At 73.0% G+C, this 26,712-nt stretch carries 21 protein-coding genes and 1 pseudogene; 15 read left to right on the top strand and 7 right to left on the bottom strand.

What is annotated here, in order from left to right:
* Positions 1-113: 113 nt before the first annotated feature.
* Positions 114-1,619: an MFS transporter gene (locus IG74_RS0101040; protein WP_051854419.1), complete on the bottom strand. Its 1,506-nt coding sequence runs from the start codon at positions 1,617-1,619 to the stop codon at positions 114-116.
* 129 nt (positions 1,620-1,748) lie between these two features.
* Between IG74_RS0101040 and IG74_RS0101045 the strand changes: the two genes are divergently transcribed.
* On the top strand, positions 1,749-2,726 hold the full coding sequence (locus IG74_RS0101045; RefSeq protein ID WP_030667921.1) for an Lrp/AsnC family transcriptional regulator: 978 nt from the start codon (positions 1,749-1,751) through the stop codon (positions 2,724-2,726).
* Between the two features lie 24 nt (positions 2,727-2,750).
* Here IG74_RS0101045 and IG74_RS0101050 read toward each other — a convergent pair whose 3' ends face one another.
* Entirely contained in the window at positions 2,751-3,629 is an 879-nt protein-coding gene (locus IG74_RS0101050; protein WP_030667923.1) for a LysR substrate-binding domain-containing protein, read from the bottom strand.
* A 149-nt stretch (positions 3,630-3,778) separates the two neighbouring features.
* Here IG74_RS0101050 and IG74_RS0101055 point away from each other — a divergent pair, with 149 nt between their 5' ends.
* On the top strand, positions 3,779-4,870 hold the full coding sequence (locus IG74_RS0101055; protein ID WP_078868484.1) for a bile acid:sodium symporter family protein: 1,092 nt from the start codon (positions 3,779-3,781) through the stop codon (positions 4,868-4,870).
* Here the strand turns inward: IG74_RS0101055 and IG74_RS0101060 are convergent.
* The 3 genes from IG74_RS0101060 to IG74_RS0101070 all read right to left on the bottom strand — a co-directional run bounded on the left by IG74_RS0101060 (position 4,806) and on the right by IG74_RS0101070 (position 9,221).
* Complete coding sequence (locus IG74_RS0101060) at positions 4,806-6,110, bottom strand: hypothetical protein (RefSeq protein WP_420709845.1); 1,305 nt, start codon at positions 6,108-6,110, stop codon at positions 4,806-4,808. The genes IG74_RS0101055 and IG74_RS0101060 overlap by 65 nt on opposite strands.
* Positions 6,111-6,120: 10 nt before the next feature.
* Positions 6,121-8,088 (bottom strand): sialidase family protein, encoded by a 1,968-nt coding sequence (locus tag IG74_RS0101065; RefSeq protein ID WP_078868485.1) that lies wholly within the window; start codon positions 8,086-8,088, stop codon positions 6,121-6,123.
* A gap of 209 nt (positions 8,089-8,297) precedes the next feature.
* The gene (locus IG74_RS0101070; protein WP_030667938.1) at positions 8,298-9,221 is read right to left on the bottom strand and encodes a quinone oxidoreductase family protein; all 924 of its coding nucleotides are present in this window, start codon (positions 9,219-9,221) and stop codon (positions 8,298-8,300) included.
* Between the two features lie 90 nt (positions 9,222-9,311).
* On the opposite strand from IG74_RS0101070, the gene IG74_RS0101075 reads away from it, so the two are divergent.
* Positions 9,312-9,764 carry a MarR family winged helix-turn-helix transcriptional regulator gene (locus IG74_RS0101075; RefSeq protein WP_030667941.1) on the top strand — a complete coding sequence of 151 codons (453 nt, stop codon included), beginning with the start codon at positions 9,312-9,314 and terminating at the stop codon, positions 9,762-9,764.
* A 136-nt stretch (positions 9,765-9,900) separates the two neighbouring features.
* Here the strand turns inward: IG74_RS0101075 and fdhD are convergent, their stop codons facing one another.
* Both fdhD and IG74_RS53095 read right to left on the bottom strand, forming a co-directional pair.
* The gene (fdhD, locus tag IG74_RS0101080) at positions 9,901-10,752 is read right to left on the bottom strand and encodes a formate dehydrogenase accessory sulfurtransferase FdhD (RefSeq protein WP_030667943.1); all 852 of its coding nucleotides are present in this window, start codon (positions 10,750-10,752) and stop codon (positions 9,901-9,903) included.
* Positions 10,753-10,757: 5 nt separating this feature from the next.
* Positions 10,758-11,136, bottom strand: a pseudogene (locus IG74_RS53095) (Fe-S-binding domain-containing protein); the annotation flags it as partial.
* Positions 11,137-11,366: 230 nt separating this feature from the next.
* Between IG74_RS53095 and IG74_RS0101090 the strand changes: the two are divergent.
* The 12 genes from IG74_RS0101090 (at position 11,367) to IG74_RS0101145 (ending at position 26,610) form a co-directional block, all read left to right on the top strand.
* Complete coding sequence (locus tag IG74_RS0101090) at positions 11,367-12,704, top strand: OFA family MFS transporter (RefSeq protein WP_030667948.1); 1,338 nt, start codon at positions 11,367-11,369, stop codon at positions 12,702-12,704.
* Positions 12,705-12,753: 49 nt separating this feature from the next.
* Positions 12,754-12,846, top strand: coding sequence for an MFS transporter small subunit (locus tag IG74_RS54590; RefSeq protein ID WP_420709847.1), 93 nt, complete (start codon positions 12,754-12,756; stop codon positions 12,844-12,846).
* Between the two features lie 123 nt (positions 12,847-12,969).
* On the top strand, positions 12,970-13,917 hold the full coding sequence (locus tag IG74_RS0101100) for a beta-ketoacyl-ACP synthase III (protein WP_030667950.1): 948 nt from the start codon (positions 12,970-12,972) through the stop codon (positions 13,915-13,917).
* Between the two features lie 108 nt (positions 13,918-14,025).
* Positions 14,026-14,703, top strand: a complete 678-nt coding sequence (locus IG74_RS0101105) for a GntR family transcriptional regulator (RefSeq protein ID WP_030667953.1) — start codon at positions 14,026-14,028, stop codon at positions 14,701-14,703.
* A 286-nt stretch (positions 14,704-14,989) separates the two neighbouring features.
* Positions 14,990-16,171 (top strand): ROK family transcriptional regulator, encoded by a 1,182-nt coding sequence (locus IG74_RS0101110; protein WP_030667956.1) that lies wholly within the window; start codon positions 14,990-14,992, stop codon positions 16,169-16,171.
* Between the two features lie 115 nt (positions 16,172-16,286).
* Positions 16,287-17,855 (top strand): sugar ABC transporter ATP-binding protein, encoded by a 1,569-nt coding sequence (locus IG74_RS0101115; protein ID WP_030667958.1) that lies wholly within the window; start codon positions 16,287-16,289, stop codon positions 17,853-17,855.
* Positions 17,852-18,871, top strand: coding sequence for an ABC transporter permease (locus IG74_RS0101120; RefSeq protein ID WP_030667962.1), 1,020 nt, complete (start codon positions 17,852-17,854; stop codon positions 18,869-18,871). The genes IG74_RS0101115 and IG74_RS0101120 overlap by 4 nt, the downstream gene beginning before the upstream one ends.
* Before the next feature lie 24 nt (positions 18,872-18,895).
* Positions 18,896-19,939, top strand: coding sequence for a substrate-binding domain-containing protein (locus IG74_RS0101125; RefSeq protein WP_030667965.1), 1,044 nt, complete (start codon positions 18,896-18,898; stop codon positions 19,937-19,939).
* Between the two features lie 48 nt (positions 19,940-19,987).
* Complete coding sequence (locus tag IG74_RS0101130; protein ID WP_030667967.1) at positions 19,988-21,334, top strand: Gfo/Idh/MocA family protein; 1,347 nt, start codon at positions 19,988-19,990, stop codon at positions 21,332-21,334.
* Between the two features lie 54 nt (positions 21,335-21,388).
* Positions 21,389-22,387, top strand: coding sequence for a sugar phosphate isomerase/epimerase family protein (locus IG74_RS0101135; protein ID WP_030667969.1), 999 nt, complete (start codon positions 21,389-21,391; stop codon positions 22,385-22,387).
* A 320-nt stretch (positions 22,388-22,707) separates the two neighbouring features.
* The gene (locus IG74_RS0101140) at positions 22,708-25,155 is read left to right on the top strand and encodes a PQQ-dependent sugar dehydrogenase (RefSeq protein ID WP_030667970.1); all 2,448 of its coding nucleotides are present in this window, start codon (positions 22,708-22,710) and stop codon (positions 25,153-25,155) included.
* 15 nt (positions 25,156-25,170) lie between these two features.
* Positions 25,171-26,610: a ThuA domain-containing protein gene (locus IG74_RS0101145; RefSeq protein WP_051854421.1), complete on the top strand. Its 1,440-nt coding sequence runs from the start codon at positions 25,171-25,173 to the stop codon at positions 26,608-26,610.
* Positions 26,611-26,712: the final 102 nt, after the last annotated feature.

The raw sequence follows: 26,712 nt of genomic DNA on the forward strand, positions 1-26,712 counted from the left end.
CGATCGTCACAGGTCAGCTGGTGAAATGCGGCCACAAGGGGAAGGGCCGGACAGTTTCCTGACGGATGAGTAAGTTTCGGTGGCGTAATCTCCACCGAATCTGTACGCGGAAGTTACCCCTGGAGCTGCTTCTCGGGCGCGCCCTCGATCGTCCGTTCGGGCCCCGCGGGCCCCTGACCTGCGTCGGGCGCCCGCTTGGTCCGGACCATCACGAGGACGGCGACGCCCGCCACGAGGCCGATGACGCCCGCCGTGAGCGAGGCGCCGTTGAGCCCGGACGCGAACGCCGCGCGCACGCTGTGCTCGGAGAACGCGCCCCGCACGGCCGCCGCCCCGCCGCCCGCCACGGTGTGCGCCGCGTCGTGGCCGAGCGTGTCCTGCATCCGGGAGGTCAGGACCGTGCCGAAGACGGCGACGCCGAGGGCGTAGCCGAGCTGCCGGAAGGTGTTCACCGCGCCGCCCGCCATGCCCGCGTCGCGCGGCGGCACCGCGGCGAGCGCGGCGCCCGCGAGCCCCGGCGCGACCAGACCGGTGCCGACGCCCGCGAGGACCAGGCCCGGCACGAGCGCGCCCCAGGACGAGCCCGCGTCGAGCACCGCCATGGCGAGCCCGCCCGCGCCGATCAGCAGCAGGCCGACGCCGATGACGTACCGGCCGGGCACCCCGTGCAGGAGCCGGCCGCCGACCGCCGCCACCACGAACGACGTGGCCGAGAGCGGCACCAGGACCAGACTGCCGCGCACCGGGCTCATGCCGAGCACCGTCTGGAGCCAGATCGAGAAGTACGGGATCACGCCGAACGCGGCCGCGTTGTAGCCGATCGCGCCGATCAGGACCCCCGTGAACGCGGGCTTGCGCAGCAGCCGCAGATCGAGCAGCGGATGCGTCGCGCGGCGCTCCACCGCCACGAAGGCGAGCAACGCGAGCGCCGCCACCGCGAGCGTCACACCGGTGCGCGCCGAGGTCCAGCCGACCGTCGACGCCCGCACCACGCCGAACGTGAGCGCGCCCGCGAACAGCACGAACGTCGCCGTGCCCGCCCAGTCCACGCGCCGCTCCGCGCGCCCGCGCGACGGCGGCACCGCGCGCAGCGTGAGCCAGACCGCGGCCACGCTCACCGGCAGATTGACGAAGAAGATCCAGCGCCAGCCGGGGCCCTCGGTGAGCAGCCCGCCGGCGATCGGCCCGAGCGCGGCGGCGGCACCGCTGACCGCGCCCCACACCCCGAGCGCCACCGAGCGCTCCTTGCCCTGGTAGGCGGCGCCGAGCAGCGGCAGGGTCGTGGCGAACATCGCGGCGGCCCCGAGCCCCTGCACGGCGCGCGCCGCCACGAGCAGCTCCGCGTCCGCCGCGAGGCCGCAGCCGAGCGAGGCGAGTGCGAAGACGACGGTGCCCGCTACCTGGACGCGCCGGTGGCCGATGACGTCGGCGGCGGCGCCCACGCCGAGCAGCAGCGCGGCGAGCGCGAGCGCGTAGCCGTCGATGACCCACTGCAGATCGCTGAGCGAGGCGTCGAGCGCCGCTGCCATGTCCGGCAGGGCCACGACCACGATCGTCACGTCGAGCAGCAGCATGAAAGTGCCCAGGCACACCGCTGTCAGCGGCCCCCATGAGCGCATGGTGTCTCTCCCGTTTCCTGGTTCCGTGGGCCACCGGGCGGTGGCTCCGGTGTCGTACGATCCGTGGCAGCCGGACGAACATGACGGCCAATGGCCACATCGCGGCCTGATCCGACACCCCAAGGGCACATGACGATGGAATCCTCCACGCTCGACGCATTGGACCGGCAACTGCTCCAGGCCCTGGAGACCGACGGGCGCGCCCCGTTCAGCAAGATCGCGGCGGTGCTCGGCGTCTCGGACCAGACGATCGCGCGCCGCTTCCGCAAGCTCACCGCCGAGGCCGGGCTCCGGGTCGTGGCGCTGCGCAACGCCGAGCGGCTCGGCCAGGACCACTGGATGCTCCGGCTTCGCTGCGCGCCGGACGGCGCGCAGACCATCGCGCACGCGCTCGCCCGCCGCCCCGACACGTTCTGGGTGGGCCTGGCCTCCGGCGGCACGGAGGTCCTCTGCATGACCAAGCCCCGCACCCCGGGCGACCACTACCTGCTGCTCGGCAAGCTGCCGCGCACTCCGCACATCGTGGAGATCCGCGCCCACCAGCTCCTGCACACTTTCTTCGGTGGGCCCCGCGGCTGGCTCGGCAAGCTCGCCCCGCTGAGCGACGAGCAGCTCGCGGCGCTGACCCCGGCGCTGCCCGCCCCGGCCGCGGGCCCGGTGCGGATCACCCCGGAGGACGAGCCGCTGGTCGCCGCGCTCGAAGCGGACGGCCGGGCCACCCACCCCGAACTCCAGCGCGCCACCGGCCTCTCCGAGTCCTCCGTGAAGCGCCGCCTGAGCGCGCTGCTCGCCTCCCGCGCGGTCTTCATCGACATCGAGTACGACGCCGAGCCGCTCGGCTACCGCTCGGGCGCGACCTTGTGGATCACCGCGGCGCCCGCCGTCCTTCACTCCGTCGGCGAGGCCCTCGCCGGGCACGACGAGATCGCCTACGTCGCCGCGACGGCGGGCCCCTCGAACCTCGTCGCGACGGTCGTGGCCACGGACACGGCCGGTCTCTACGCGTACGTGAGCGGCAAGCTCGGGCGGCTCGAAGGCGTACAGCACGTCGAGACGGCGCCGTTCCTGCGCCGCGTCAAGCAACTCACCTACCAGCCCACGCGCTAGGGGCGCGCCCTACGGGCCCCGGCCTCAGGTGCGGCCGCGCTGCAAGCGGTCGCCGCCCGCCAGGATCGCCGCCGCGAGCGCGTCCGCCGCGGCGTCGGCGCCGGGCGCCGCCGGGCGCCGCTCGCCGTGCCGCAGGACGAAGTCCACCGCGCCGAGCTCCGGCAGGCCGAACCGGTCGGAGACCCGGACCAGGCCCGGCGGGATCAGACCGCGGGAGTGCGCCATCACGCCGAGCCCGGCGCGCGCGGCGGCCACCAGGCCGTTCAGGCTGCCGCTGGTGCAGGCGATCCGCCAGGGGCGGCCGCTCCGCTCCAGGGCCCGCAGGGCGAGGGCGCGGGTGATGCCCGGCGGCGGGTACACGATGAGGGGCACCGGGCGTCCCGGGTCCAGGCGGAGGCGCGGCGCGCCGATCCACACCAGGCCGTCGTGCCAGACCAGTTCGCCGCGCGGGTCCTCGGGGCGGCGCTTGGCGAGGACGAGGTCGAGCTTGCCCGCGTCAAGGCGCTCGTGCAGCGTCCCCGACAGCTCGACCGTCAGCTCCAGGTCGACCTCCGGGTGGTCGCGCCGGAAGGACTCCAGGATGTCGGTGAGACGCGTCAGGACGAAGTCCTCCGACGCGCCGAAGCGCAGCCGTCCGCCCAGGCGGGCGCCGGTGAAGTGCGCCGCGGCCTGCTCGTGCACCTCCAGGATGCGGCGCGCGAAGCCGAGCATCGCCTCGCCGTCCTCGGTCAGCTCCACGCTGTGCGTGTCCCGGGCGAACAGCGCGCGCCCGGTCGCGTCCTCCAGGCGCCGCACGTGCTGGCTGACCGTCGACTGGCGCAGGCCGAGCCGGCGCGCGGCCTGCGTGAAGCTCAGCGTCTGGGCCACCGCGAGGAACGTGCGCAGCTGCGCGGGGTCGTACATCGCTCCAGGTTATCGCGGTACGTGATGACAGTCAGAGCGGTGTGCGGGATTCCCGATCGCCTCGAACAGGAGGAGCATGGAGAGGGCACGTACCGGGCCCGGCCCGTGGACGGGCCCGAAGAACCGAGACCCCGAGAGCGCGGAGCCCTGTGAAACGCCCGTCCTGGCCGTCGTGGATGCCGGTCGACCCCTTCATCACGGTGCTGCTCGGCACCGTCGGCCTCGCCGCGCTGCTGCCCGCCCGCGACACCGCGGCCGACGTTGCGTCCGGGGCCTCCACCACGGCCGTCGCGCTGCTGTTCTTCCTCTACGGCGCCCGCCTCTCCACCCGCGAGGCCCTCGACGGGCTGCGCCACTGGCGGCTGCACCTCACCGTGCTGCTCTGCACGTTCCTGGTGTTCCCGCTGCTCGGCCTCGCCGCCAAGGGGCTCGTGCCGCACGTCCTGACGCCCGCGCTGTACAGCGGCTTCCTGTTCCTGACCCTGGTGCCGTCGACGATCCAGTCGTCGATCGCCTTCACTTCGCTGGCGCGCGGCAACGTCCCGGCGGCGATCTGCGCGGGGACGTTCTCCTCGCTCGCCGGTGTGGTGCTCACCCCGCTGCTCGTGGCCTGGCTGCTCGCCGACACCGGCGGCGGCTTCTCCGCCGACGCGTTCCTGAGGATCGTGCTCCAGCTGCTCGTGCCCTTCCTCGCGGGGCAGTTGCTGCGGCGTTGCGGAGAATGGAGGAGCCGCGCGAAGCGCGTCAGGCAGGGTGGCGGCGGGCGACGGGAGGGCGGCTTCGTCACCCGGCACAAGAAGGTCCTGAGTCTCGTCGACCGGTGCTCGATCCTGCTCGTCGTCTACACCGCGTTCAGCCAGGGCATGGTGCGCGGCATCTGGAGCCAGGTCACCCCGGCCCGGCTCGCCGCGCTGCTCGGCGTGGAGGCGGTGCTGCTCGCGGCGATGCTCAGCCTGACCTGGTACGGCGCGAAGCGGCTCGGCTTCGGCCGCGCGGACCGGGTCGCGATCCAGTTCGCCGGGTCGAAGAAGTCCCTGGCGGCCGGACTGCCCATGGCGAGCGTCCTGTTCGGCCCGCAGGCCTCGCTCGCGGTGCTGCCCCTGATGCTCTTCCACCAGATGCAGCTGATGGTGTGCGCGGTCATCGCCAAGCGCCGCTCCCACGATCCGGAGGAGTTCACTGCGGCCGGGCGAGGCGCAGCGACACGAACCGCGGCCGGTACAGCTCCACGTTCCGGTTGACCCGCGCCTGCCCGCCCGCCGTGGCCGTGGCGTCGAGCGCGTTGACGTCGTAGCTCAGGACGAGCCGCCCGTCGCCGCTCAGCGCGGCGTGCGCCTGCGGGTTGTACGCGGCCGCGTCCCCGTTCGCCGCCCGGTCCCGCGGCAGCGGCGGCGCGAAGCCCTTGGCGGGGCCGTGCCAGGGCCCGGTGGGCGAACAGGCCCAGTAGGACGTGACGGTCGTCAGGCCCTGCGCGCCCGCGGCCATCGTGAACAGCACGTACGTACCGCCCTCGCGGACCACCGTGAACGCGCTGCCCACCCCCCGCTGGTCGCCGTCGCCGAGGATCCGGCGCGGCTTCGCGCGGCCGTCGGGCGCCCAGCGGCTGCCGTTCCAGTAGCGCCAGGCCGCGGGGTCGCCGAGGCCGCCGTGCGGGACGCGGGCGACGTAGGCGTGCGAGGAGGGGCGCGAGGCGGTCTGCGCGTCGTTGCCGCCGAAGACGTAGGTGTGGTCGCCGTCGTCGACCGTCGTGGTGCCGTACAGGACGCGCTCCTCGGGGTCGGCGACGCCGCGCTGGTCCTGGATCTGCGTGATGCCTTCGAGGGCGAGGTCCGGCAGGGTGAGCGTGGCGACCTCGGTGGCGGCGGGCACCCCGAAGATCCACGGCTTGGGGCCCGCGGCACGGGTCCACAGCAGGACGCGCACGACCTTTTCGTCGCCGCCCGGGGTGCGCGGCTCGACCTTCGCGGCGACCGGCCAGCGCCACTGCCCCGGCGCGGGGTCGGCGAACAGGGGCGTGGGCAGCGTCCGCTCGACCCCGCCCGAGCGGGACATCACCACGCCGGAGTTGCGCACCATCGGGGCGGTGCCGTCACGCCACTTGTGCGGCTGCCCCTGGAGGTTCGGCGGCTCGTGCACCCGGCCGAGGAAGGTGTCGGAGAACAGCCAGAGGACGCGCCCGTCGGGCAGCCGCACCGAGTGGGTGCCGTCGCCGCCGGACCAGTCGTCGTCGCGCGCGCCGTCGTCGCCGTACGCGGCGAACGCGTCGGTGGGCCGTGGCTCGGCGCGCCAGGAGCCGACCGTGCGCGCCGTGCACGCCGCACCGTCCTTCCGGTCGCTCTCGTCACCGGGCAGGACGGTGAGCAGCACGGCCACGCAGGCGAGCACGAGCAGCAGGGCCAGCCACAGTCCACGGGAACTGCGGCCGCCCTGCTGCCGGTCGGCGTCACTCTGGCCGGCGTACGGCCGTGTGGCTTGGGACACGCCCGGGACGCTAGTTCCTCGGGCGCACGCGGTCCATGGGGAGCCAGGCGACGGTGTCCGGTGTCACAGCAGAGCGCCCCGCCCGCCCCCGGTCGGCGTCGGCCACCGAGGCGAGCTCGTCGACCTCCGCGTCGGTCAGGGCGCGCTTGAAGACCCGTACCTCGTCGATGGCTCCGGCGAAGTGGGCCCTGCTGTCGACGCGTTGCCCGATGTGCACGCCGAACGGCGAGTTGCGGCTGACCGTGCCCGGCACGTCCGGCCTGGACAGCTCCATGTCGTCCACGAACAGCGTGAGCGTCCCGCCGCCGCGCCGCAGGACGGCGTGGTGCCACGCGCCGTCGTTGTACGCGCCCTGTGTGCTCAGGGAGGCCGAGCGGGGCGGCGTACCGCCGTCGCGGGTGGTGATCAGACCGGTGAGGCGGCCCGCCGCGGGTTCGCCGCGCAGCCACACCTGGGGCTGGTTCGTGCCGACGCCGCCCATCCACAGCAGCGGCTGCTCACCGCTGGTGGCGGCGTAGCGGAACCACAGGGAAAGGGTGAAGTCCCTTGATCCGAGCGGCAGTTGGGGGCGGTAGCGCAGGCGCACCGCGTCGTCGGTTCCGTCGAAGGCGAGGGCGTCGCCCGTGACGCCCTCGGTGCGGCGGGCGCCGCCGAGCACCGCGGCGCCCGTCGCACCGGGCGCCCAGTCGCTCGTGTGCGGGTCGGGGCCGCGCCGCGGCTGCAGCCAGTCCTCGGTGAAGCGCGCGAAGCGGATCTCGTCGCGGGCGTCGACCGGGCCCGCCTCGTACATCAGGCCCACGTGGTCGCCGTCGGCGTGCACCATGTCCGAGTAGCCGGACCAGTCGGTGGTCACGACGGTGCCGCGGTCGAAGCTGTCCCAGGTGCGGCCGCCGTCGTAGGAGGACCGGACGGTCATGGTGCGGCGCCGGTCGGGGTCGCCGGGGCAGGCGAGCAGGAGCCGCTTGCCGAGCCGCAGCGTCGAGCCCTGCACCTGGGGCGTGTACAGGTCGGGCTGGGGGCGGAAGGGCGCGATGAAGCTGTCGCCGCCGTCGCGGCTGACGGTGTGGGAGCGGTGTCCGAGGTCGGTGCCGTCCTGCTCGCGCCCGCTGACGTAGATGGAGCCGTCGTGGCGCTCGGTGACGGTCATCTCCGACGGCTTCTGCCGGAACGTGCCGTCGGCGGCGTCGACGTCGTACGAGTCGGTGGCGCCGATCCGCCAGTTGTCGCCCCCGTCGTCGCTGACGATGAGCGCGGCGTGGTTGGCGGTGACCCGGCTGCCGTTCCAGGTCTCGGCGTTCACGGCGAAGACGAGGCGGCCCTTGTGGCGGCCGCGGCTCAGCTGCAGGCCGTGCACGGGTCCGGTCGCGTACCAGGAGTTCCAGTGCGCGGGCAGGATCTCCTTGCTCAGGTCCCGCGGCTTCGACCAGGTCACGCCGTCGTCGTCGCTGTACTGGAGGTGCGGGGTGCGGTCGCACGGCACGTCGCAGTTCTTGCCGTCCGTGCGTCCCGTGTTGTAGGTCTCCGCGAGCACGATGCGGCCCGTGTCCCGGTCCACGATCGGCGTCGGGTTGCCGTGGGTGTCCCCGCCGCCCTCGTTGATGACCTGCATCGGCCCCCAGGTGCGGCCGCCGTCGTAGGACCGCTTGAGGACGAGGTCGATGTCGCCCGCGTCGCTGCAGTCGTGGACGCGCCCCTCGGCGAAGGCGAGCAGGGTCCCCTTCGTCGTCTTCACGACGGCCGGTATACGGAAGCAGGTGTACCCGGGATCCTGGGAAGCCTTGAAGAGGATCTGCTGCTCGAAGGACGGCGGCGCCTGGTCCCCGGCCGCGGCCTGGCCGGTCAGGGCCGACGGCAGGGCGAGCGCGGTGAGGGTGGCCGTGGTCAGCGCGGCGACGGTGCGCCGGGGCGTGCGGAGGCGGGCGGAGGCAGCGTGGTCGAGCCGGGGCGGTCCGGGGCGTGCGCGGTGTCTCAGCGGCATTCGGCTGGCCCTTCGTAGTGACCATATCGACCGGACATATGGACATCCCATGTCCAAGGTGCGGGGCGCCGACGCTACTTGGGCCGCAGGGAGCGCACAAGAACCGTGCGTGTAGCTGAAGCCATCCGGGCGAGCGGGTCCGGAATCAACCCTCCTAACGGGTGAGAATGAGCGTCGGGGAAGGTCTGCGCGCCCCCCGGGGGCCGTCGCTACGGGACGAGGACGACCTTGCCGAGGTTGCCGCGGGACTCGATGGCCTCGTGCGCCTTCGCCGCCTCCTCCAGGGGGAACGCGGCGTGCACGGCGGGCCGCAGCGCGCCCGCCGCGAAGAGCCGCCACAGCTCCCGGCGCCACGCCTCGTAGGTGTCCGGGCGGCCCCGGGCGATGAGCGCCATCTGAAATCCCGTCACGGACTTGGCGCCGACCAGCAGGTCGTACGCCCGCACGGTGCCGCCGCCCGAGCTGTACGCGACGAGGCGGCCGAAGGGGGCGAGCGCGGCCAGGGCCGGGGCGAGCAGCTCGCCGCCCACCGCGTCCAGGCAGTAGTCGACGGGCTCGCCCCAGCTCTCCTCGGCGTACGTGACCACGTCGGTGGCGCCGAGGGAGCGCACGAAGCCGGCCTTGGCGGGGTCCGACACGGCGCCCACGACGCGCCCGGCGCCCCGGTGCGCGGCCAGTTGCACCGCCAGATGGCCCACGCCGCCGGCCGCCCCGGTGATCAGCGCGGCCTCGCCGGGCGCGGGCCGCGCCGCGTCGAGCGCGCCGCAGGCGACCAGGCCGCTGCGGACCAGGGCCACCGCGTCGGTCGCGCTCGCGCCGTCCGGCACGGGGGAGGCCATGGCGGTGCGCAGCAGGGCGTAGTCGGCGTAGCCGTGTCCGAAGACCAGGCCGGTGACGCGGTCGCCGGGCGCGAAGCCGGTGACGCCCGGGCCGAGCCCGGCCACCTCGCCCGCGATCTCGCCGCCGAGCGGTATCGGCTCGGGGGACTCGCGCACCTTGCGCACGACGGGCAGCGTCACGCCCACCGCCGCGACGCGCACGAGCAGCTCGCCGGGTCCCGGCACGGGCACGGGGGCCTCTTCGAGCCGCAGGACCTCCGGGCCGCCGCTGTGGTCGTACCGAACGCGACGCATGTGTGCCTCCTCAAAGCAGAACCATTGGTAATCCCAACGATAACCGTCACTTCATGGGGAAGTCCAACGGTTCTTCGGTACGCTCCTCCCATGCGCGAGACCCCGCCCGCCCCGTCCACCATCCGCACCCTGCCCAGCTGGCTGCTCGGCCGCGCCGCCGCCCGCGGCCGCGCCCTGGTCGCCGGCGCCCTCGCGGCCGAGGGCCTGCGGATGTGGCACCACGTGGTCCTGTCCGCCGTCGCCGACCTCGGCCCCGTCGCCCAGGCGGAGCTCGGCCGCAGCGTGTCGCTCGACCCCAAGGACATGGTCGGCGTCCTCAACGACCTCCAGGACGCGGGCCTGGTCGACCGCACGCCCGACCCCAAGGACCGCCGCAAGAACGCGGTGACGATCACGGCGGAGGGCCGCCGCAAGGTGGAGCGCTGCGCCCACGTCGCGCGGCAGGCCAACGCCGACCTCCTGAGCTCGCTGTCGCAGGAGGAGCGGGATCGTTTCATGGAGATGCTGACGCGGGTGGCGGCAGTGGACGCACCGGACGCGTGACGCCGAGCCGCGCAACGGGTGCACCGGCGCGTGAGGGCGAGCACGAACCGGCAGGTATCAAGCCTGTCCGGCGTTTGAGGACGAGCGCGCAGCGCGATGACCCCAGCCGCAAGCGGGGCGCAGCCCGGGGCCCCGCCTAGCCCTGGTCGGCCATGGCCTGCAAGGCCACCCGGTGCTCGCCCGCGTACACGTTCATGGAGGCGCCCCGCAGGAAGCCCACCAGCGTGAGCCCCGCCTCGGCCGCCAGGTCGACGGCCAGGGACGACGGCGCCGAGACGGCCGCGAGCACCGGGATGCCCGCCATCACGGCCTTCTGGGCCAGCTCGAACGAGGCCCGCCCCGACACGAGCAGGACCGTGCGGGCCAGCGGCAGGCGCCCGCTCTGCAGGGCCCGGCCCACCAGCTTGTCGACGGCGTTGTGCCGCCCCACGTCCTCGCGTACGTCGAGCAGCTCGCCGTCCTCGGAGAACAGCGCGGCCGCGTGCAGGCCCCCGGTCCGGTCGAAGACGCGCTGGGCCGCGCGCAGCCGGTCGGGCAGGCCCGCGAGCAGCTCGGGGGTCAGGCGCAGGGGTTCGGGGCCGTCCTCGATCGGCCAGCGGGCCGTCGTGCGGACCGCGTCCAGGCTCGCCTTGCCGCACAGGCCGCACGACGAGGTCGTGTACACGTTGCGTTCGAGGGTGATGTCGGGGACGACGACGCCGGGCGCGGTCGACACGTCCACCACGTTGTACGTGTTCGAGCCGTCCTGGGTGGCGCCCGCGCAGTACACGATGTTCCGCAGCTCGTCCGCCGCGCCGAGGACGCCCTCGCTGACGAGGAAGCCCGCGGCGAGCGCGAAGTCGTCGCCCGGCGTGCGCATCGTGATCGCGAGCGGCCTGCCGTTGAGGCGGATCTCCATCGGCTCCTCGGCGACGAGCGTGTCGGGCCGCTCGCTGACCGCGCCGTCGCGGATGCGGAGGACGCGACGGCGCTCCGTGGCTCGTCCCATGTCGATCAGTCCCGGTTCTGTACGTGCTGGTAGCCGAAGCGGCCCTTGCCGCAGAGGTCGCCGTGGGTCACCGGCCTTTCGTGCGGCGAGGTGACCTTCACGATCCCATTGTCCTGCACGTGCAGGGAGAGGCCGCAGCCGCCTCCGCGGTACGCGCACACCGTCGTCGTCCCGGTCTGCGCCGACTCGTCCCCCTGCTCGCCGCAGGCGTCCACGCACTTGTCGTACTCCCGCACGTACAGGTCGTTGTCGACGCGCGGCCGCTCGTCCGGGCGGGCGGCCGCGCGGGCCGAAGCGGTCCGGCCGAGCCCCGTACCGCTTGATCCACACATCGACTTGGAGAGTGGTCGACAAGTCGACTGAGGAGGCGAGGAGTTCGAGGATCGCTCCGGCGCCCAGGACTGCGACTCTCACGACGGGACGCTCCGTTCGGCCGAGGTTCCGACGAGCCTTGCGTAGCCCCGGGGGCCGGACGGCCGCGCGACGGGGAATGGAATACTGTCTACAGTATGGGAGTTGGGCCGACAAGAGGCCGCGCACCACATCGCATACCGTCGACGAATCCCCGTCCGACCCCTTCCCAACGGACCGCCGGATTCCTACCGTTCGGGATCATGAGGCCCCCCGTCGCACCCCCCGGCTGGAGCCGCTGGCTCGTGCCGCCCGCCGCCCTGTCGGTGCACCTCTCCATCGGCCAGGCCTACGCCTGGAGCGTCTTCAAACCGCCCCTGGAGTCCGCGCTCGACCTCAGCGGCACCCAGAGTGCGCTGCCGTTCCAGCTCGGCATCGTCATGCTGGGCCTGTCCGCCGCCTTCGGCGGCACGTTCGTGGAGCGCAACGGCCCCCGCTGGGCGATGTCCGTCGCGCTCGTCTGCTTCTCCTCCGGCTTCCTGCTCGCCGCGCTCGGCGCCGCGACCCGGCAGTACTGGCTCGTCGTCCTCGGCTACGGCTTCGTCGGCGGCATCGGGCTCGGCATTGGCTACATCTCGCCGGTGTCCACGCTGATCAAGTGGTTCCCCGACCGGCCCGGCATGGCCACCGGCATCGCGATCATGGGCTTCGGCGGCGGCGCGCTCATCGCCTCACCGTGGTCGGCGCGGATGCTGGAGTCGTTCGGCACGGACTCCTCCGGCATCGCGCTCGCCTTCCTGGTGCACGGTCTGACGTACGCGGTCTTCATGGCGCTCGGGGTGCTCCTGGTGCGGGTTCCCGGGCCGGACGGCGCCCGCGGCCAAGGGGCGGCGGGGGCGCCGGCCGGGCCCCAGGTCTCGGCCCGCCAGGCCGTGCGCACCCCGCAGTTCTGGTGCCTGTGGGTCGTTCTGTGCATGAACGTGACCGCGGGGATCGGCATCCTGGAGAAGGCCGCCCCGATGATCACGGACTTCTTCGCGGACTCCTCGACACCGGTCTCCGCGTCGGCGGCCGCCGGGTTCGTCGCCCTGCTCTCGGCCGCGAACATGGCGGGCCGCATCGGCTGGTCGTCCGCGTCCGACCTGCTCGGACGGAAGAACGTGTACCGCGTCTACCTGGGCGCGGGCGCGCTGATGTACCTGCTCATCGCCCGCTTCGGCGACGACTCCAAGCCCCTGTTCATCGTCTGCGCGCTGGTCATCCTCTCCTTCTACGGCGGCGGCTTCGCCACCGTCCCCGCGTACCTGAAGGACCTCTTCGGGACCTACCAGGTGGGCGCCATCCACGGCCGCCTGCTGACCGCCTGGTCGCTCGCCGGGGTCCTCGGCCCGCTGATCGTGAACTGGGTGGCCGACCGGCAGGAGGAGGCGGGCAAGGAGGGCGCCGCCCTGTACGGCACCTCCTTCTCGATCATGATCGGCCTGCTGGTCGTCGGGTTCGTCGCCAACGAGCTGGTCCGTCCCGTCCACCCCCGCCACCACCTCGCCGCACCGAAGGAGACCGCCGCCGATGACGACGCCGCCGAGCCCGCCGCCCGCTGACCCGGGCACGCCCGCGCCGCGGCAGGACCGCCCGCCGCGCCGCCGCGCGCTGATCCTGGGATCCTGGCTGTGGGTGACCGTGCCCCTGGCATACGGCCTCTACGAACTCGTACACAAGGCCAAACAGCTCTTCACCGGGTGACGCGATGATGAGAAGCATCCAAACGAGCGCTCCCAATCCTGTCGCATTACGTCACCTGCTACCCGTGAGTCGCTCAGCAGACTGGACGGTCCCGCACTTCCGGCACCACGAGGGGACCCGCCCATGCCCGGCTCACGCATCGCCGCCGTCGGCCACTACCAGCCCGCCAGGCTGCTGACCAACGACGACCTGGCGGGCATGGTGGACACCAGCGACGAGTGGATCCGCTCCCGGGTCGGCATCCGCACGCGGCACATCGCGGGGCCCGAGGAGCCCGTCGACGAGCTCGCCGCGCACGCCGCCGCCAAGGCCCTCGCGGCGGCGGGCCGGGCGCCCGAGTCCGTGGACCTGGTCGTCGTAGCCACCTCCACGGCGATCGACCGCTCGCCGAACATGGCCGCCCGCGTCGCCGCCCGGCTCGGCCTGCGCTCGCCCGCAGCCCTGGACGTCAACGTGGTCTGCGCGGGCTTCACGCACGCGCTCGCCACCGCCGACCACGCCGTGCGGGCCGGGGCCGCGAGCCGCGCCCTGGTCATCGGCGCCGACAAGATGTCCGACATCACGGACTGGACGGACCGCACCACCTGCGTCCTGGTCGGCGACGGCGCGGGCGCCGCCGTCGTCGAGGCCTGCGGGCCCGACGACGAGCCCGGCATCAGCCCCGTGCTGTGGGGGTCGGTGCCGGAGATGGGGCACGCGGTGCGGATCGAGGGCCAGCCCGCGCGGTTCGCCCAGGAGGGGCAGAGCGTGTACCGCTGGGCGACGACGCAGCTGCCGCCGCTGGCCCGCGCGACCTGCGAGCGGGCCGGGCTCGTGCCCGCCGACCTGGCCGCGGTCGTCCTGCACCAGGCCAACCTGCGCATCGTCGAACCGCTCGCCGAGCGCATCGGCGCGGTGAACGCGGTGGTCGCCCGCGACGTGGTCGACTCCGGCAACACCTCGGCCGCGTCCGTGCCGCTCGCCCTCTCCAAGCTGGTGGAGCGCGGCGAGATCGTCACCGGCGACCCGGTGCTGCTCTTCGGCTTCGGCGGGAACCTGTCGTACGCGGGACAGGTCGTGCGCTGCCCGTGACGGGCTCAACTCCCTCTGGTACTGGTCACCGTGCTCGGTAAACTGTAGACAAAAGCCAATGCGCCCCAGGCGTGTCGTGGCCTTCGTGTGATCCAGGAGGGGGACCGGATGTTGTCCGCAGGACTGCCGCAGGGGACGGTGCCCAAGCTGGAACGGCCCGGCCCGCTGCGCGAGCGCGTCTACGAGGCGCTGCTCGAACTGATCACCACCCGTGCCCTCCGGCCCGGCCAGCACCTCGTCGAGAGCGAGCTGGCCGGGCACCTCGGCGTGTCCCGGCAGCCCGTGCGCGAGGCCCTGCAGCGCCTCAACACCGAGGGCTGGGTGGACCTCAGGCCCGCCCAGGGCGCGTTCGTGCACGAGCCGACGGAGGAGGAGGCGGACCAACTGCTCACGGTCCGCACCCTCCTGGAGGCGGAGGCCGCACGCCTCGCCGCGGCGAACGCGGGCTCCGCGGGCATCGAGGCCCTCGAAGAGCTGTGCGCCCGCGGCGAGTCGGCCGTCGCCGCCGGGGACGTGGACCTCGTCGTCGCCACGAACGCGGCGTTCCACGCCAAGGTCATGGACCTCGCGGGCAATGTGGTCCTCGCCGAACTGGCGGGCCGGGTCGACCGGCGGGTGCGCTGGTACTACACGCCGGTGGCGCGCCAGCGGGGCGTCCAGTCCTGGGTCGAGCACCGCGACCTGATCGCGGCGATCGCGGCCCGCGACGAGGCCCGCGCCACGGCCGTGATGCGGGCCCACACGGAACACACCCGCCGCACGTACCACGACCGGGCCCCTGCCTGAGGCTTCCCCCACCCACTCGCCCTTCATCGCGCTGACGCGCTCGTCCGAGCGGGGGTACGGGGGCGGCAGCCCCCGGATCGGGAAGGGGTGCCCGCGCGCGGAGCGCGCTGATGGACGCGGTGGGGCGCCCCGCGAGGGCCTCGGCTTTGTCCTGCCGCAGGAGAAAGTGGAGGGCAATTCGCGCGCAAGTTCTTCCCACTCCCGGCAGCCGCTGCTACGTTCCCCTCGAAAGCCCAACACGTAAGAGGGACAAGGCCGATGAGGCGGGGAGGGGCGCGTGAGACGCATGACGGCTCGACCCGCCAACGCGCACCAGGCGCGACTGCTGCGCCTGTTGCGTGACGGCGGCCCCAACTCCCGCGCCCAACTGGGCGATCAGGTCGACCTCTCCCGGTCCAAGCTGGCCGTGGAGGTGGACCGCCTCCTGGAGACCGGACTCGTGGTGGCCGACGGCCTCGCCGCCTCCCGCGGCGGCCGCCGCTCCCACAACATCCGCCTCGCCCCGAACCTCCGCTTCCTCGGCGTGGACATCGGCGCCACCTCGGTCGACGTCGCCGTCACCAACGCCGAGCTGGAGGTCCTCGGGCACATCAACCAGCCCATGGACGTCCGCGAGGGCCCGGTCGCGGTCTTCGAGCAGGTCCTCGCCATGGCCGCGAAGCTGCGCGCCTCGGGCCTCGCGGAGGGCTTCGACGGGGCGGGCATCGGCGTGCCGGGGCCCGTCCGCTTCCCCGAGGGCGTGCCCGTGGCCCCGCCGATCATGCCCGGCTGGGACGGCTTCCCCGTGCGGGAGGCGCTCAGCCAGGAGCTCGGCTGCCCGGTCATGGTCGACAACGACGTGAACCTGATGGCGATGGGGGAGCAGCACGCGGGCGTGGCCCGCTCCGTGGCCGACTTCCTCTGCGTCAAGATCGGCACCGGCATCGGCTGCGGCATCGTCGTCGGCGGCGAGGTCTACCGGGGCACGACCGGCAGCGCGGGCGACATCGGCCACATCCAGGTGGAGCCCGAGGGGCGCCCCTGCGCCTGCGGCAACAAGGGTTGCCTGGAGGCCCACTTCAGCGGCGCCGCGCTCGCCCGCGACGCCCAGGAGGCCGCCCACCAGGGCCGTTCGCCCGAGCTCGGCGCCCGTCTGGAGGCGGCCGGCGCGCTCACGGCCGCCGACGTGGCCGCGGCCGCCGCCGCGGGCGACCCCACCGCGCTCGACCTGATCCGCGCCGGCGGCAACCGCACCGGCCAGGTCATCGCGGGTCTCGTCAGCTTCTTCAACCCGGGTCTCGTGGTGATCGGCGGCGGCGTCACGGGCCTCGGCCACACCCTGCTCGCCGCGATCCGCACCCAGGTCTACCGCCAGTCGCTGCCCCTGGCGACCGGCAACCTCCCCATCGTCCTCGGCGAACTCGGCCCCACCGCGGGAGTCACCGGCGGCGCCCGGCTCATCAGCGACCATCTGTTCTCACCGGCCTGACCCGCCCGCGGACCCGCCCGTCGGCCCGTCCGCGCGCCCGTCACCCCGGCACACCCAGCACAGCGCGCACCCTGCTCTGCCCTGAGACCGGCCACACCCGTACGAGGGAACCGTCATGGCACCAGAACCACCGCTGCTCCGCATGTCCGGCATCACCAAGTCGTTCCCCGGCGTCCGCGCGCTCGACGGCGTCGACCTGCACGTCCAGGCCGGTGAAGTGCACTGCCTGCTCGGCCAGAACGGCGCGGGCAAGTCCACCCTCATCAAGGTCCTCGCGGGCGCCCACCAACCCGACGGCGGCACCATCGCCTGGCGCGGCGACACGGTCGCGCCACGCTCGCCGATCGCCGCCATGCGCCTCGGCATCGCCACCATCTACCAGGAACTCGACCTGGTCGAGCACCTGTCCGTGGCCGAGAACGTCTTCCTCGGACACGAGCCGACGGCGGCCGGTTTCGTCGTCCGCAGAGGCACGGCCCGGGCCGCGACCGCCGCGCTGCTCAAGCGACTCGGGCACGCCGAGATCAGCCCCGCGCGGCTCGTGGGGGAACTGTCCGCCGCCCAGCAGCAGATCGTGTCGATGGCCCGCGCGCTCTCCCACGACGTACGCCTCATCGTCATGGACGAGCCGTCCGCCGCGCTCGACCCGGACGAGGTCGACAACCTCTTCCGCATCGTCGGCGACCTCACGGCCGACGGCGTCGCGGTCGTGTACATCTCGCACCGGCTCGAAGAGATCCGCCGCATCGGCGACCGCGTCACCGTCCTGAAGGACGGCCGGGCCGTCGCCGTCGGGCTGCCCGCGAAGCAGACGCCGACACGCGAGATCATCGCGCTGATGACGGGCCGCACCGTCGAGTACGTCTTCCCGCCGCGGCCCGAGAGCACGCGCACGCCGCCGCCCGAACCCCTGCTCACCGTCCACGGCCTGGCCAGGGACGGTGAGTTCGCGCCCCTCGACCTCACGCTGCGCCCGGGGGAGATCGTCGGGCTCGCCGGACTCGTCGGCTCCGGGCGGTCCGAGATCCTGGAGACCATCTACGGCGCGCGCAAGCCGACCGCGGGCCACGTTCGCGTGCACGGCAAGGCCCTGCGCCCCGGCAGCGTCCGCGCGGCCGTGCGCGCCGGACTCGGCCTCGCCCCCGAGGAGCGCAAGGCGCAGGCCCTGCTGATGCTGGAGTCCGTCACGCGCAACGTGTCCGTGTCGTCCATGTCCCGCTTCTCGCACGGCGGCTGGCTGGACCGGGGCAAGGAGCGGGAGGCCGCACGCGCCGCCACCCGGGAGCTGTCGCTCAGGCCCGACAACCCCGCGGTGCCCGTGCGCACCCTGTCCGGCGGCAACCAGCAGAAGGCCGTCCTCGCGCGGTGGCTGCTGCGCGGCTGCCGCGTCCTGCTCCTCGACGAACCGACGCGCGGCGTCGACGTCGGCGCCCGCGCCGAGCTGTACGCCGTGGTGCGGCGGCTCGCCGACGAGGGCCTCGCCGTGCTGCTCGTCTCCAGCGAGGTGCCCGAGGTCCTCGGCCTCGCCGACCGCGTCCTGGTGCTCCGCGAGGGCCGGGTGGTGCACACGGCGCCCGCCGGCGAGCTCGACGAGCACCGCGTGCTCGACCTCGTGCTGGCGTCCGGCACCGCGGCGGGCGCACCGCAAGACACCGTCACCACGGAAGGGAGCCCGGCGTCATGACGCAGCCCGCAACGCCCGCCCGGCCCGTCACCGAGAAGAGCCCCCCGGCCGACGGCGCGCGCGGCCCCGTGCGGGCCCTCGTCGCCCACGCCGACCTGCGGACCCTGTCGCTGCTCGGCGTCCTCGGCGCCCTGATCGTGGTCGGCGGCGTCACCCAGCCCGACGCGTTCCTCGACACCGACAACGTCCAGCTGATCCTCACCCAGGCGTCCGTCATCGGCGTCGTCACCGTCGGCATGACCTTCGTCATCATCTCCGGCGGCATCGACCTGTCCGTCGGCGCGATCGTCGCGCTCGCCTCGGTGTGGGCGACGACCGTCGCCACCCAGGAGTACGGCTTCGCGGGGATCCTCTTCACGGCCGTCGTCGTCGGCCTCGGCTGCGGGCTCGTCAACGGGCTGCTCATCGCGTACGGCGGCATGGTGCCGTTCATCGCCACGCTCGCCATGCTGGCCTCCGGGCGCGGCCTCGCCCTGGAGATCACCGACGGCAAGACCCAGATGGTCACCGTGGACGGCGTGCTCAAGCTGGGCGAGCGCGACGCGTACGTGCTCGGCGTCCCGCCGCTGGTGATGGTCTTCGCGGCGGTGACCGCCGTCGGCTGGCTGCTGCTCAACCGCACCACGTTCGGGCGCCGCTCGGTCGCTGTGGGCGGCAACGCGGAGGCCGCGCGCCTGGCCGGGATCGACGTACGGCGGCAGCGGCTCTACCTCTACCTCCTCTCGGGCCTGTGCTGCGGCATCGCGGCCTTCCTCCTGATCGTCCTGGCGGGCTCGGGCCAGAACACCAACGGCAACCTGTACGAACTCGACGCCATCGCCGCCGTGATCATCGGCGGCACCCTGCTCAGCGGCGGCCGCGGCACCATCACCGGCTCCGTGCTCGGCGTCCTGATCTTCACCACGATCACCAACATCTTCGCGCTCAACAACCTGGAGACCGCCGTCCAGCAGATCGCCAAGGGGGCGATCATCGTCGCCGCCGTCCTGGTGCAGCGCCGTACGGCCACCACCTGACCACCATCCGAAGGGGTCACCGCCATGCCACACAGCACGAGCCGCAGAGGGCTGCTCTTCGGGGCGGCCGCCGTGTCCGCGGGGGCCGTCCTGACGGGCTGCACCAGCAACGAGTCCAAGGACGACGACTCGGCTTCGGAGAACAACCAGGCCGTCGCCGACAGCAAGCCCGGCAAGGAGGTCACCATCGGCTTCGCCGGGCCGCAGGCCGACCACGGCTGGCTGAACGCCATCAACGACAACGCCAAGGAGCGGGCGGAGAAGTACAAGGACGTCACCCTGGAGGCCACCGAGGGCTCCAACGACACCGCGGCGCAGATCGGGCAGGTCGAGACCCTCATCAACAAGAAGGTCGACGTCCTCGTCATCCTGCCCGCCGACGGCAAGGCCCTCACCCAGGTCGGCCTGAAGGCCATGAAGGCCGGGATCCCCGTCGTCAACCTCGACCGGATCTTCGCCTCCGCGCAGGCCTACCGCTGCTGGATCGGCGGCGACAACTACGGCATGGGCCTCAACGCCGGGCACTACATCGGCGAGAAGCTCAAGGGCAAGAAGGGCGCCCGCGTCGTGGAGCTCGCCGGGCTCGACAACCTGGAGCTGACCAAGCAGCGCACCAAGGGCTTCGACGACGCCCTGAAGAACTACCCCAACATCGAGAAGGTCGCCCGGCAGGCCGCCGAGTTCACCGTCGAGTCGGGCCAGGCGAAGATGGCACAGCTGCTCCAGGCGCAGAAGAACATCGACGCCCTGTGGAACCACGACGACGACCAGGGGGTCGGCGCCCTGCGCGCCATCAAGCAGGCCGGGCGCGACGACTTCCTGATGGTCGGCGGCGCGGGCGCGCTCTCCGCGTTCCAGGAGATCAAGCAGGACCGGGGCGTGCTGAAGGCCACCGTCCTGTATCCGCCGACGATGGCGGCGTCCGCGATCGACCTCGCCCGGGCGCTCGGCCAGGGCAAGGGCGTCGGCGGCATGGCCGAGTACGAGATCCCGGCCTCCATCACGCTCTACTCGGCCGTCGTCGACAAGGACAACGTCGACCAGTACATGTCCACCGGCTTCAAGTGAGGTGCCCGCTGACCCGCGAAGCAGGCGTCGACCAGGAGGAGTTACCGCATGAGTGAGACGGAGCACGAGGCCGCTTCCGGGGCCGGGTCCGGGTCCGCGGCGGGGCCGGCCGCCGGGCGGCGCCGCATCGGCGTCGGCATGGTCGGCTACGCCTTCATGGGCGCCGCCCACTCCCAGGGCTGGCGGACCGTGGGGCGCGTCTTCGACCTGCCGGTCGAGGCCCGGCTCGCGGCGGTCTGCGGCCGCGACGGCACGGCCGTGCGCGCCGCCGCCGACCGGCTCGGCTGGGCGGCCGCCGAGACCGACTGGCGGGCCCTCATCGCCCGGGACGACGTCGACCTCGTCGACGTCTGCACCCCCGGCGACAGCCATGCGGAGATCGCCGTCGCCGCCCTGGAGGCGGGCAAGCACGTGCTGTGCGAGAAGCCGCTCGCCAACACCGTGGAGGAGGCGGAGGCCATGGTCGCCGCCGCCGAGCGGGCCCGCGCCCGCGGCCAGGTGGCGATGGTCGGCTTCAACTACCGCCGCGTGCCCGCGCTCGCGCTCGCCCGTGAGATGGTCGCCGCGGGTCGCCTCGGGGCGCTGCGCCACGTCCGCCTCACCTACCTCCAGGACTGGCTGGTCGACCCCGGCTTCCCGCTGACGTGGCGGCTGCGCAAGGACCGGGCGGGCTCGGGGGCCCTCGGCGACCTCGGCGCGCACATCGTGGACCTCGCGCAGTACCTGACGGGCGAGGCCGTCGCGGGCGTGTCGGCCCTGACGGAGACGTTCGTACGGGAACGGCCGCTCGTCGCGGACGTCGCGGGCGCCGCGGACGCGTCCGGCGGTCTCACGGCGAAGAGCGGCGCGGTGACGGGCGGCGCGGTGACGGGCGGTGCGGGGTCGGGTGGTGCGGCTACGGGTGGTGGGGCGGCGGGCGGTGCGGCGACGGGTCAGGTCACGGTCGACGACGCCGCCGTCTTCACGGCCTGCTTCCCCTCCGGGGCCCTCGCCACCTTCGAGGCCACGCGGTTCGCCGCGGGCCGCAAGAACGCGCTGCGCCTCGAACTCAACGGCTCCGACGGCTCGTTGGCCTTCGATCTGGAGCGCCTGAACGAGCTCTCCTTCCACGACCACACCGAGCCCGCCGCGTCGGCCGGGTTCCGCCGCATCCTCGTCACCGAGTCCGCCCACCCCTATCTGGCGGCCTGGTGGCCGCCGGGCCACGGCCTCGGCTACGAGCACACCTTCGTGCACCAGGCCCGCGACCTGCTGCACGCCATCGCCACCGGCACCGCGCCCGAGCCGTCCTTCGCCGACGGGCTCGCCGTGCAGCGGGTGCTCGCCGCGGTGGAGGAGAGCGCGCAGAAGAACTCCGTGTACACGCCGGTGGCGACCTCGCCGGCAGCGGCCTGAGGCCGGTGACGGCCCACGACGCCCGGCGTCCGGCATCCGAGGAAAGGACCGTTCATGCCCCGCTCGTTCACCCTCTTCACCGGCCAGTGGGCGGATCTGCCCCTCGAGGAGGTCTGCTCGCTGGCCCGCGACTTCGGCTACGACGGCCTCGAACTCGCCTGCTGGGGCGACCACTTCGAGGTCGACAAGGCCCTCGCGGACCCCTCGTACGCGGACGGCCGCCGCGCGCTGCTCGACAAGTACGGCCTGAAGTGCTGGGCCGTCTCCAACCACCTGGTCGGGCAGGCGGTGTGCGACGCCATCATCGACGAGCGCCATCAGGCGATCCTGCCCGCCCGCATCTGGGGTGACGGCGAGGCGGAGGGCGTACGGCGGCGCGCCGCAGACGAGATGGCCGACACGGCGCGCGCGGCCGCGGCCTTCGGCGTGGACACGGTGGTGGGCTTCACCGGCTCCGCGATCTGGCACCTGGTGGCGATGTTCCCGCCCGCGCCCGAGTCGATGATCGAGCGCGGCTACGAGGACTTCGCGGAGCGCTGGAACCCGATCCTGGACGTGTTCGACGCGGAGGGCGTCCGCTTCGCCCACGAGGTGCACCCGAGCGAGATCGCGTACGACTACTGGACCACGCAGAAGGCCCTGGCCGCCGTCGGCCACCGCGCCGCCTTCGGCCTCAACTTCGACCCGTCGCACTTCGTGTGGCAGGACCTCGACCCGGTGTCGTTCCTCTGGGACTTCCGGGACCGCGTCTACCACGTCGACTGCAAGGAGGCCCGCCGCCGCCTCGACGGCCGCAACGGCCGCCTGGGCTCCCACCTGCCGTGGGGCGACCCGCGCCGCGGCTGGGACTTCGTCTCGGCGGGCCACGGGGACGTCCCCTGGGAGGACGTCTTCCGCATGCTGCGCGCCATCTCCTACGAGGGTCCCGTCTCGGTCGAGTGGGAGGACGCGGGCATGGACCGCCTCCAGGGCGCCCCCGAGGCCCTGCGCCACCTCAAGTCGTACGACTACGAGCCCCCGACAGCCTCCTTCGACGCGGCCTTCGCGAAGTAGCCCTTCGTCTGCGGCCCGCACAGGCGGCAGATTCAGCCCGTCCGGCGTTTGAGGACGAGGCGCGGAGCGCCGATAAAACGGGGGTCCAAGGGGGCGGAGCCCCCTTGTTCGGGAAGGGGCGGGCCTGGGGCGCACCCGCGAGGGCCCCACTTTGTCCCGCCCAAGGAAGAAGCCCAACACACCCCCCGCACAAGGGCTATCCGCCACGGACAAACGCGGCTACCGTCGCTGAGGTGTACAGGACATAACCCCCGGGGTGACGGCGCACCCCGGGCGCCAGGCAGCAGCCAGCCCCACACGGCCCCCGACCGGAGGACCCCGTGCACAGACCGCGCCCCACCACCCGCAAGGCCCTCGCCCTGCTCACCGGCACCCTCCTCACCGCCGCAACCCTCACCGTCGCCGCCCCCCACAGCACGGCCAAGACGCCGTCGCAACCGCGCGCGGAGGACTTCCAGCAGGTCACCCTCGCCAAGGGCGAGCCGGAGATGGGCGAGCCCATGACCCTCGCCGTGCTCCCCGACCGCTCGGTCCTGCACACGTCCCGCGACGGCACGGTGCGCCTGACGGACGCCAAGGGGGAGACGAAGGTCGCCGGCAGGATCCCGGTGTACTCGCACGACGAGGAAGGCCTGCAAGGCGTCGGCATCGACCCGAACTTCCGCAAGAACAGGGCGGTCTACCTCTACTACGCCCCGCCCCTGAACACCCCCGCGGGCGACGCGCCCAACGACGGCACCGCGGCGGACTTCAAGAAGTTCGACGGCGTGAACCGCCTGTCCCGCTTCGTGCTCAAGGCCGACGGCACCCTGGACGCGGCCAGTGAGAAGAAGGTCATCGACGTCCCCGCGAGCCGCGGCATCTGCTGCCACGTCGGCGGCGACATCGACTTCGACAAGCAGGGCAACCTCTACCTGTCAACGGGCGACGACTCCAACCCCTTCGCCTCCGACGGCTACACCCCCATCGACGAGCGCGCGGGACGCAACCCCGCGTACGACGCCCAGCGCACCGCCGCCAACACCAACGACCTGCGCGGCAAGATCCTCCGCATCAAGGTCAGGAGCGACGGCACGTACGCCGTGCCCCGCGGCAACCTCTTCGCCCCGGGCACCAAGAAGACCCGCCCCGAGATCTACGCGATGGGCTTCCGCAACCCCTTCCGGATGAGCGTCGACAAGCCCACCGGCATCGTGTACCTCGGCGACTACGGCCCGGACGCGGGCAAGGCCGACCCGAAGCGCGGCCCCGCGGGACAGGTCGAGTTCACCCGCGTCACCAAGCCCGGCAACTACGGCTGGCCGTACTGCACCGGCAAGAACGACGCCTACGTCGACTACGACTTCGCCACCGGCGCCTCCGGCGCGGCCTTCGACTGCGCCGCGCCGACGAACACCTCGCCGCGCAACACGGGCCTGACCAAGCTGCCGCCCGCGCAGCCCGCGTGGATCCCGTACGACGGCGGCTCGGTCCCGGAGTTCGGCACCGGCTCGGAGTCCCCGATGGGCGGCCCGGTCTACCGCTACGACGCGAACCTCGCGTCACCGGTGAAGTTCCCGCAGGCCTACGACGGGAACTACTTCGCGGGTGAGTTCGGGCGGCGCTGGATCAAGCGCATCGACCAGGGCGCGGACGGCGCCGTGAAGTCCATCAACGCCTTCCCCTGGAAGGGCACCCAGGTGATGGACATGGAGTTCGGCCCGGACGGGGCGCTGTACGTCCTCGACTACGGCACCGGCTACTTCAACGGCGACCACAACTCCGCCCTGTACCGCATCGAGAACGCCACCGGCGGCCACTCGCCCGTCGTCGAGGCCTCGGCCACGGTGACCAGCGGCCAGGCCCCGCTGAAGACCCAGTTCACGGCGAAGGCCACGGACGCCGACGGCGACGCGCTCACCTACGCCTGGGACTTCGGCGACGGCGGCACGTCCACCGAGCAGAACCCCTCGCACACGTACGACAAGAACGGCGTCTACACCGCGACCGTCACCGCCAAGGACCCCTCCGGCCGCACCGGCACCGCGAGCGCGCACGTCACCGTCGGCAACACCGCGCCCACCGTGAAGCTGGAACTGCCCGGTGACGGCCAGCTGTTCACCTTCGGCGACAAGGTGCCCTTCAAGGTGACCGTGACCGATCCCGAAGACGGCACCATCGACTGCGCCAAGGTCAAGGTCACGCACATCCTCGGCCACGACAGCCACGGCCACCCGGTCACCTCCGCCAGCGGCTGCGAAGGCACCCTCCAGACGTCCGCGGACAGCGAGCACGACCCGAACGCGAACATCTTCGGCGTCTTCGACGCCGAGTACACCGACAAGGGCGCGGGCGGCCAGCCCCCGCTGACCACCCACGACCAGAACGTCACCCAGACCCGGCACCGCCAGGCCGAGCACTACGGCGACTCCAAAGGCGTGAGCGTCATCAGCCACACCCCGGCCCACGGCGGCAAGACGGTCGGTGACATCCACGACGGCGACTGGGTGTCCTTCAAGCCGTACCAGCTGGGGAACGCCACGAAGCTCACGGCGCGCGTCGCCTCCGCGGGCTCCGGCGGCACCCTGGAGATCCGCGCGGGCGCGGCCGACGGCACCCTGCTCGGCGGCGCCAAGGTCGACCCGACCGGGTCGTGGGAGACGTACACCGACGTCAGCACGGCCATCGCGGGCGCGCCCGCGGGCACGACCACGCTCTACCTGGTCTTCAAGGGCACCGGCACGGGCGCCCTGTACGACGTCGACGACTTCACCTTCACCACGAGCTGAGAGGGAGGCACCGCGATGCGCGCACGCGCGCGGCTCGTCGTCGCCACGGCGGCCGCCACCCTGCTGATCGGATGCGTCTCGGAACCGGCGCGGTCCCGGCCCGACCCCGGCCCCGACGCCAACGGGCGCAAGGACGGCGAACGCGTCCTGGTCTTCTCCAAGACCGCCGGTTTCCGCCACGACTCGATTCCGGACGGCGTCGCCGCCGTCCGGGACCTGGGCGCCGCCCACGGCTTCACCGTCGACGCCACGGAGGACGCCCGCGCCTTCACCCCCAAGAACCTGGCCCGCTACGACGCCGTCGTCTGGCTCTCCACCACCGGCGACGTCCTCAACTCCGCCCAGCAGACCGCCTTCGAACGCTACGTCCGCGCGGGCGGCGGCTACGTCGGCGTCCACGCGGCCGCCGACACCGAGTACGACTGGCCCTTCTACGGCGGCCTCGTGGGCGCCCACTTCCAGTCGCACCCGGCGATCCAGCCCGCGAAGGTCGAGGTCGAGGACCATGCCCACCCGGCGACGGCCCACCTCGGCGCCGGCTGGGACCGCACCGACGAGTGGTACAACTACCGCTCCAACCCGCGCCAGCGCGCCCGGGTCCTCGCCTCCCTCGACGAGTCGTCGTACAGCGGCGGCACGATGGGCGGAGACCATCCCATCGCCTGGTGCCAGAGCTCCGTCGACGGCGGCGCCGGGCGCTCCTTCTACACCGGCGGCGGGCACACCAAACAGTCGTACGCCGACCCCGCCTTCCGCACCCACCTGCTCGGCGGCATCCAGTACGCCACGGGCGCCGCACAGGCCGACTGCCGCCCCGAGCAGGGCTACACGCCCCTGTTCGACGGCACCGCCGCCTCCCTCACCCGGTGGAAACAGGCCGGACCCGGCTCCTTCGCCCTGAAGGACGACGGCACCCTCACCTCCGTCGGCGGCATGGGCATGCTCTGGTACGCCGACCGCTCCTTCGGCTCCTACTCCCTCAAGCTCGACTGGAAGATGACCGGGACCGACAAGGACGACAACTCCGGTGTCTTCGTGGGCTTCCCTCCCTCCGACGACCCCTGGTCGGCCGTCAACAACGGCTACGAGATCCAGATCGACGCCACCGACGTGCCGGAGAAGACCACCGGCTCGGTGTACGGCTTCAAGTCCGCCGACCTGGCCGCCCGCGACCGCGCCCTGAACCCTCCAGGCCGGTGGAACACCTACGAACTCCGCGTCGAGGGCGAACGCCTGCGGATCTGGCTCAACGGCGTCCAGATCAACGACTACACCAACACCGACCCCGCACGCAGCCTGCGCGACGGCCACATCGGCGTCCAGAACCACGGCGTCGACGACCAGGTCGCCTTCCGCGACATCCGCGTGAAGGACCTGGCCGACGGCCGCTCCGGCCCCGCGCCCGGTGCCGTTCCCGGCGCCGCCCTCGGTGCCGGGGGAGCGGGCGCCCGATAGACGGCGGTGGGCGGAGGACGCCGGACCTCCGCCCACCGTCCCATCGTCTTGACGTCTTGTCGCCGTCTTGCCTCTCCGTGAGGCACGTGTGATGACTGAGCA

The organism is Streptomyces sp. NRRL B-1347, from assembly GCF_000720325.1.
In the GTDB taxonomy this organism is placed as follows: Bacteria; Actinomycetota; Actinomycetes; order Streptomycetales; family Streptomycetaceae; genus Streptomyces.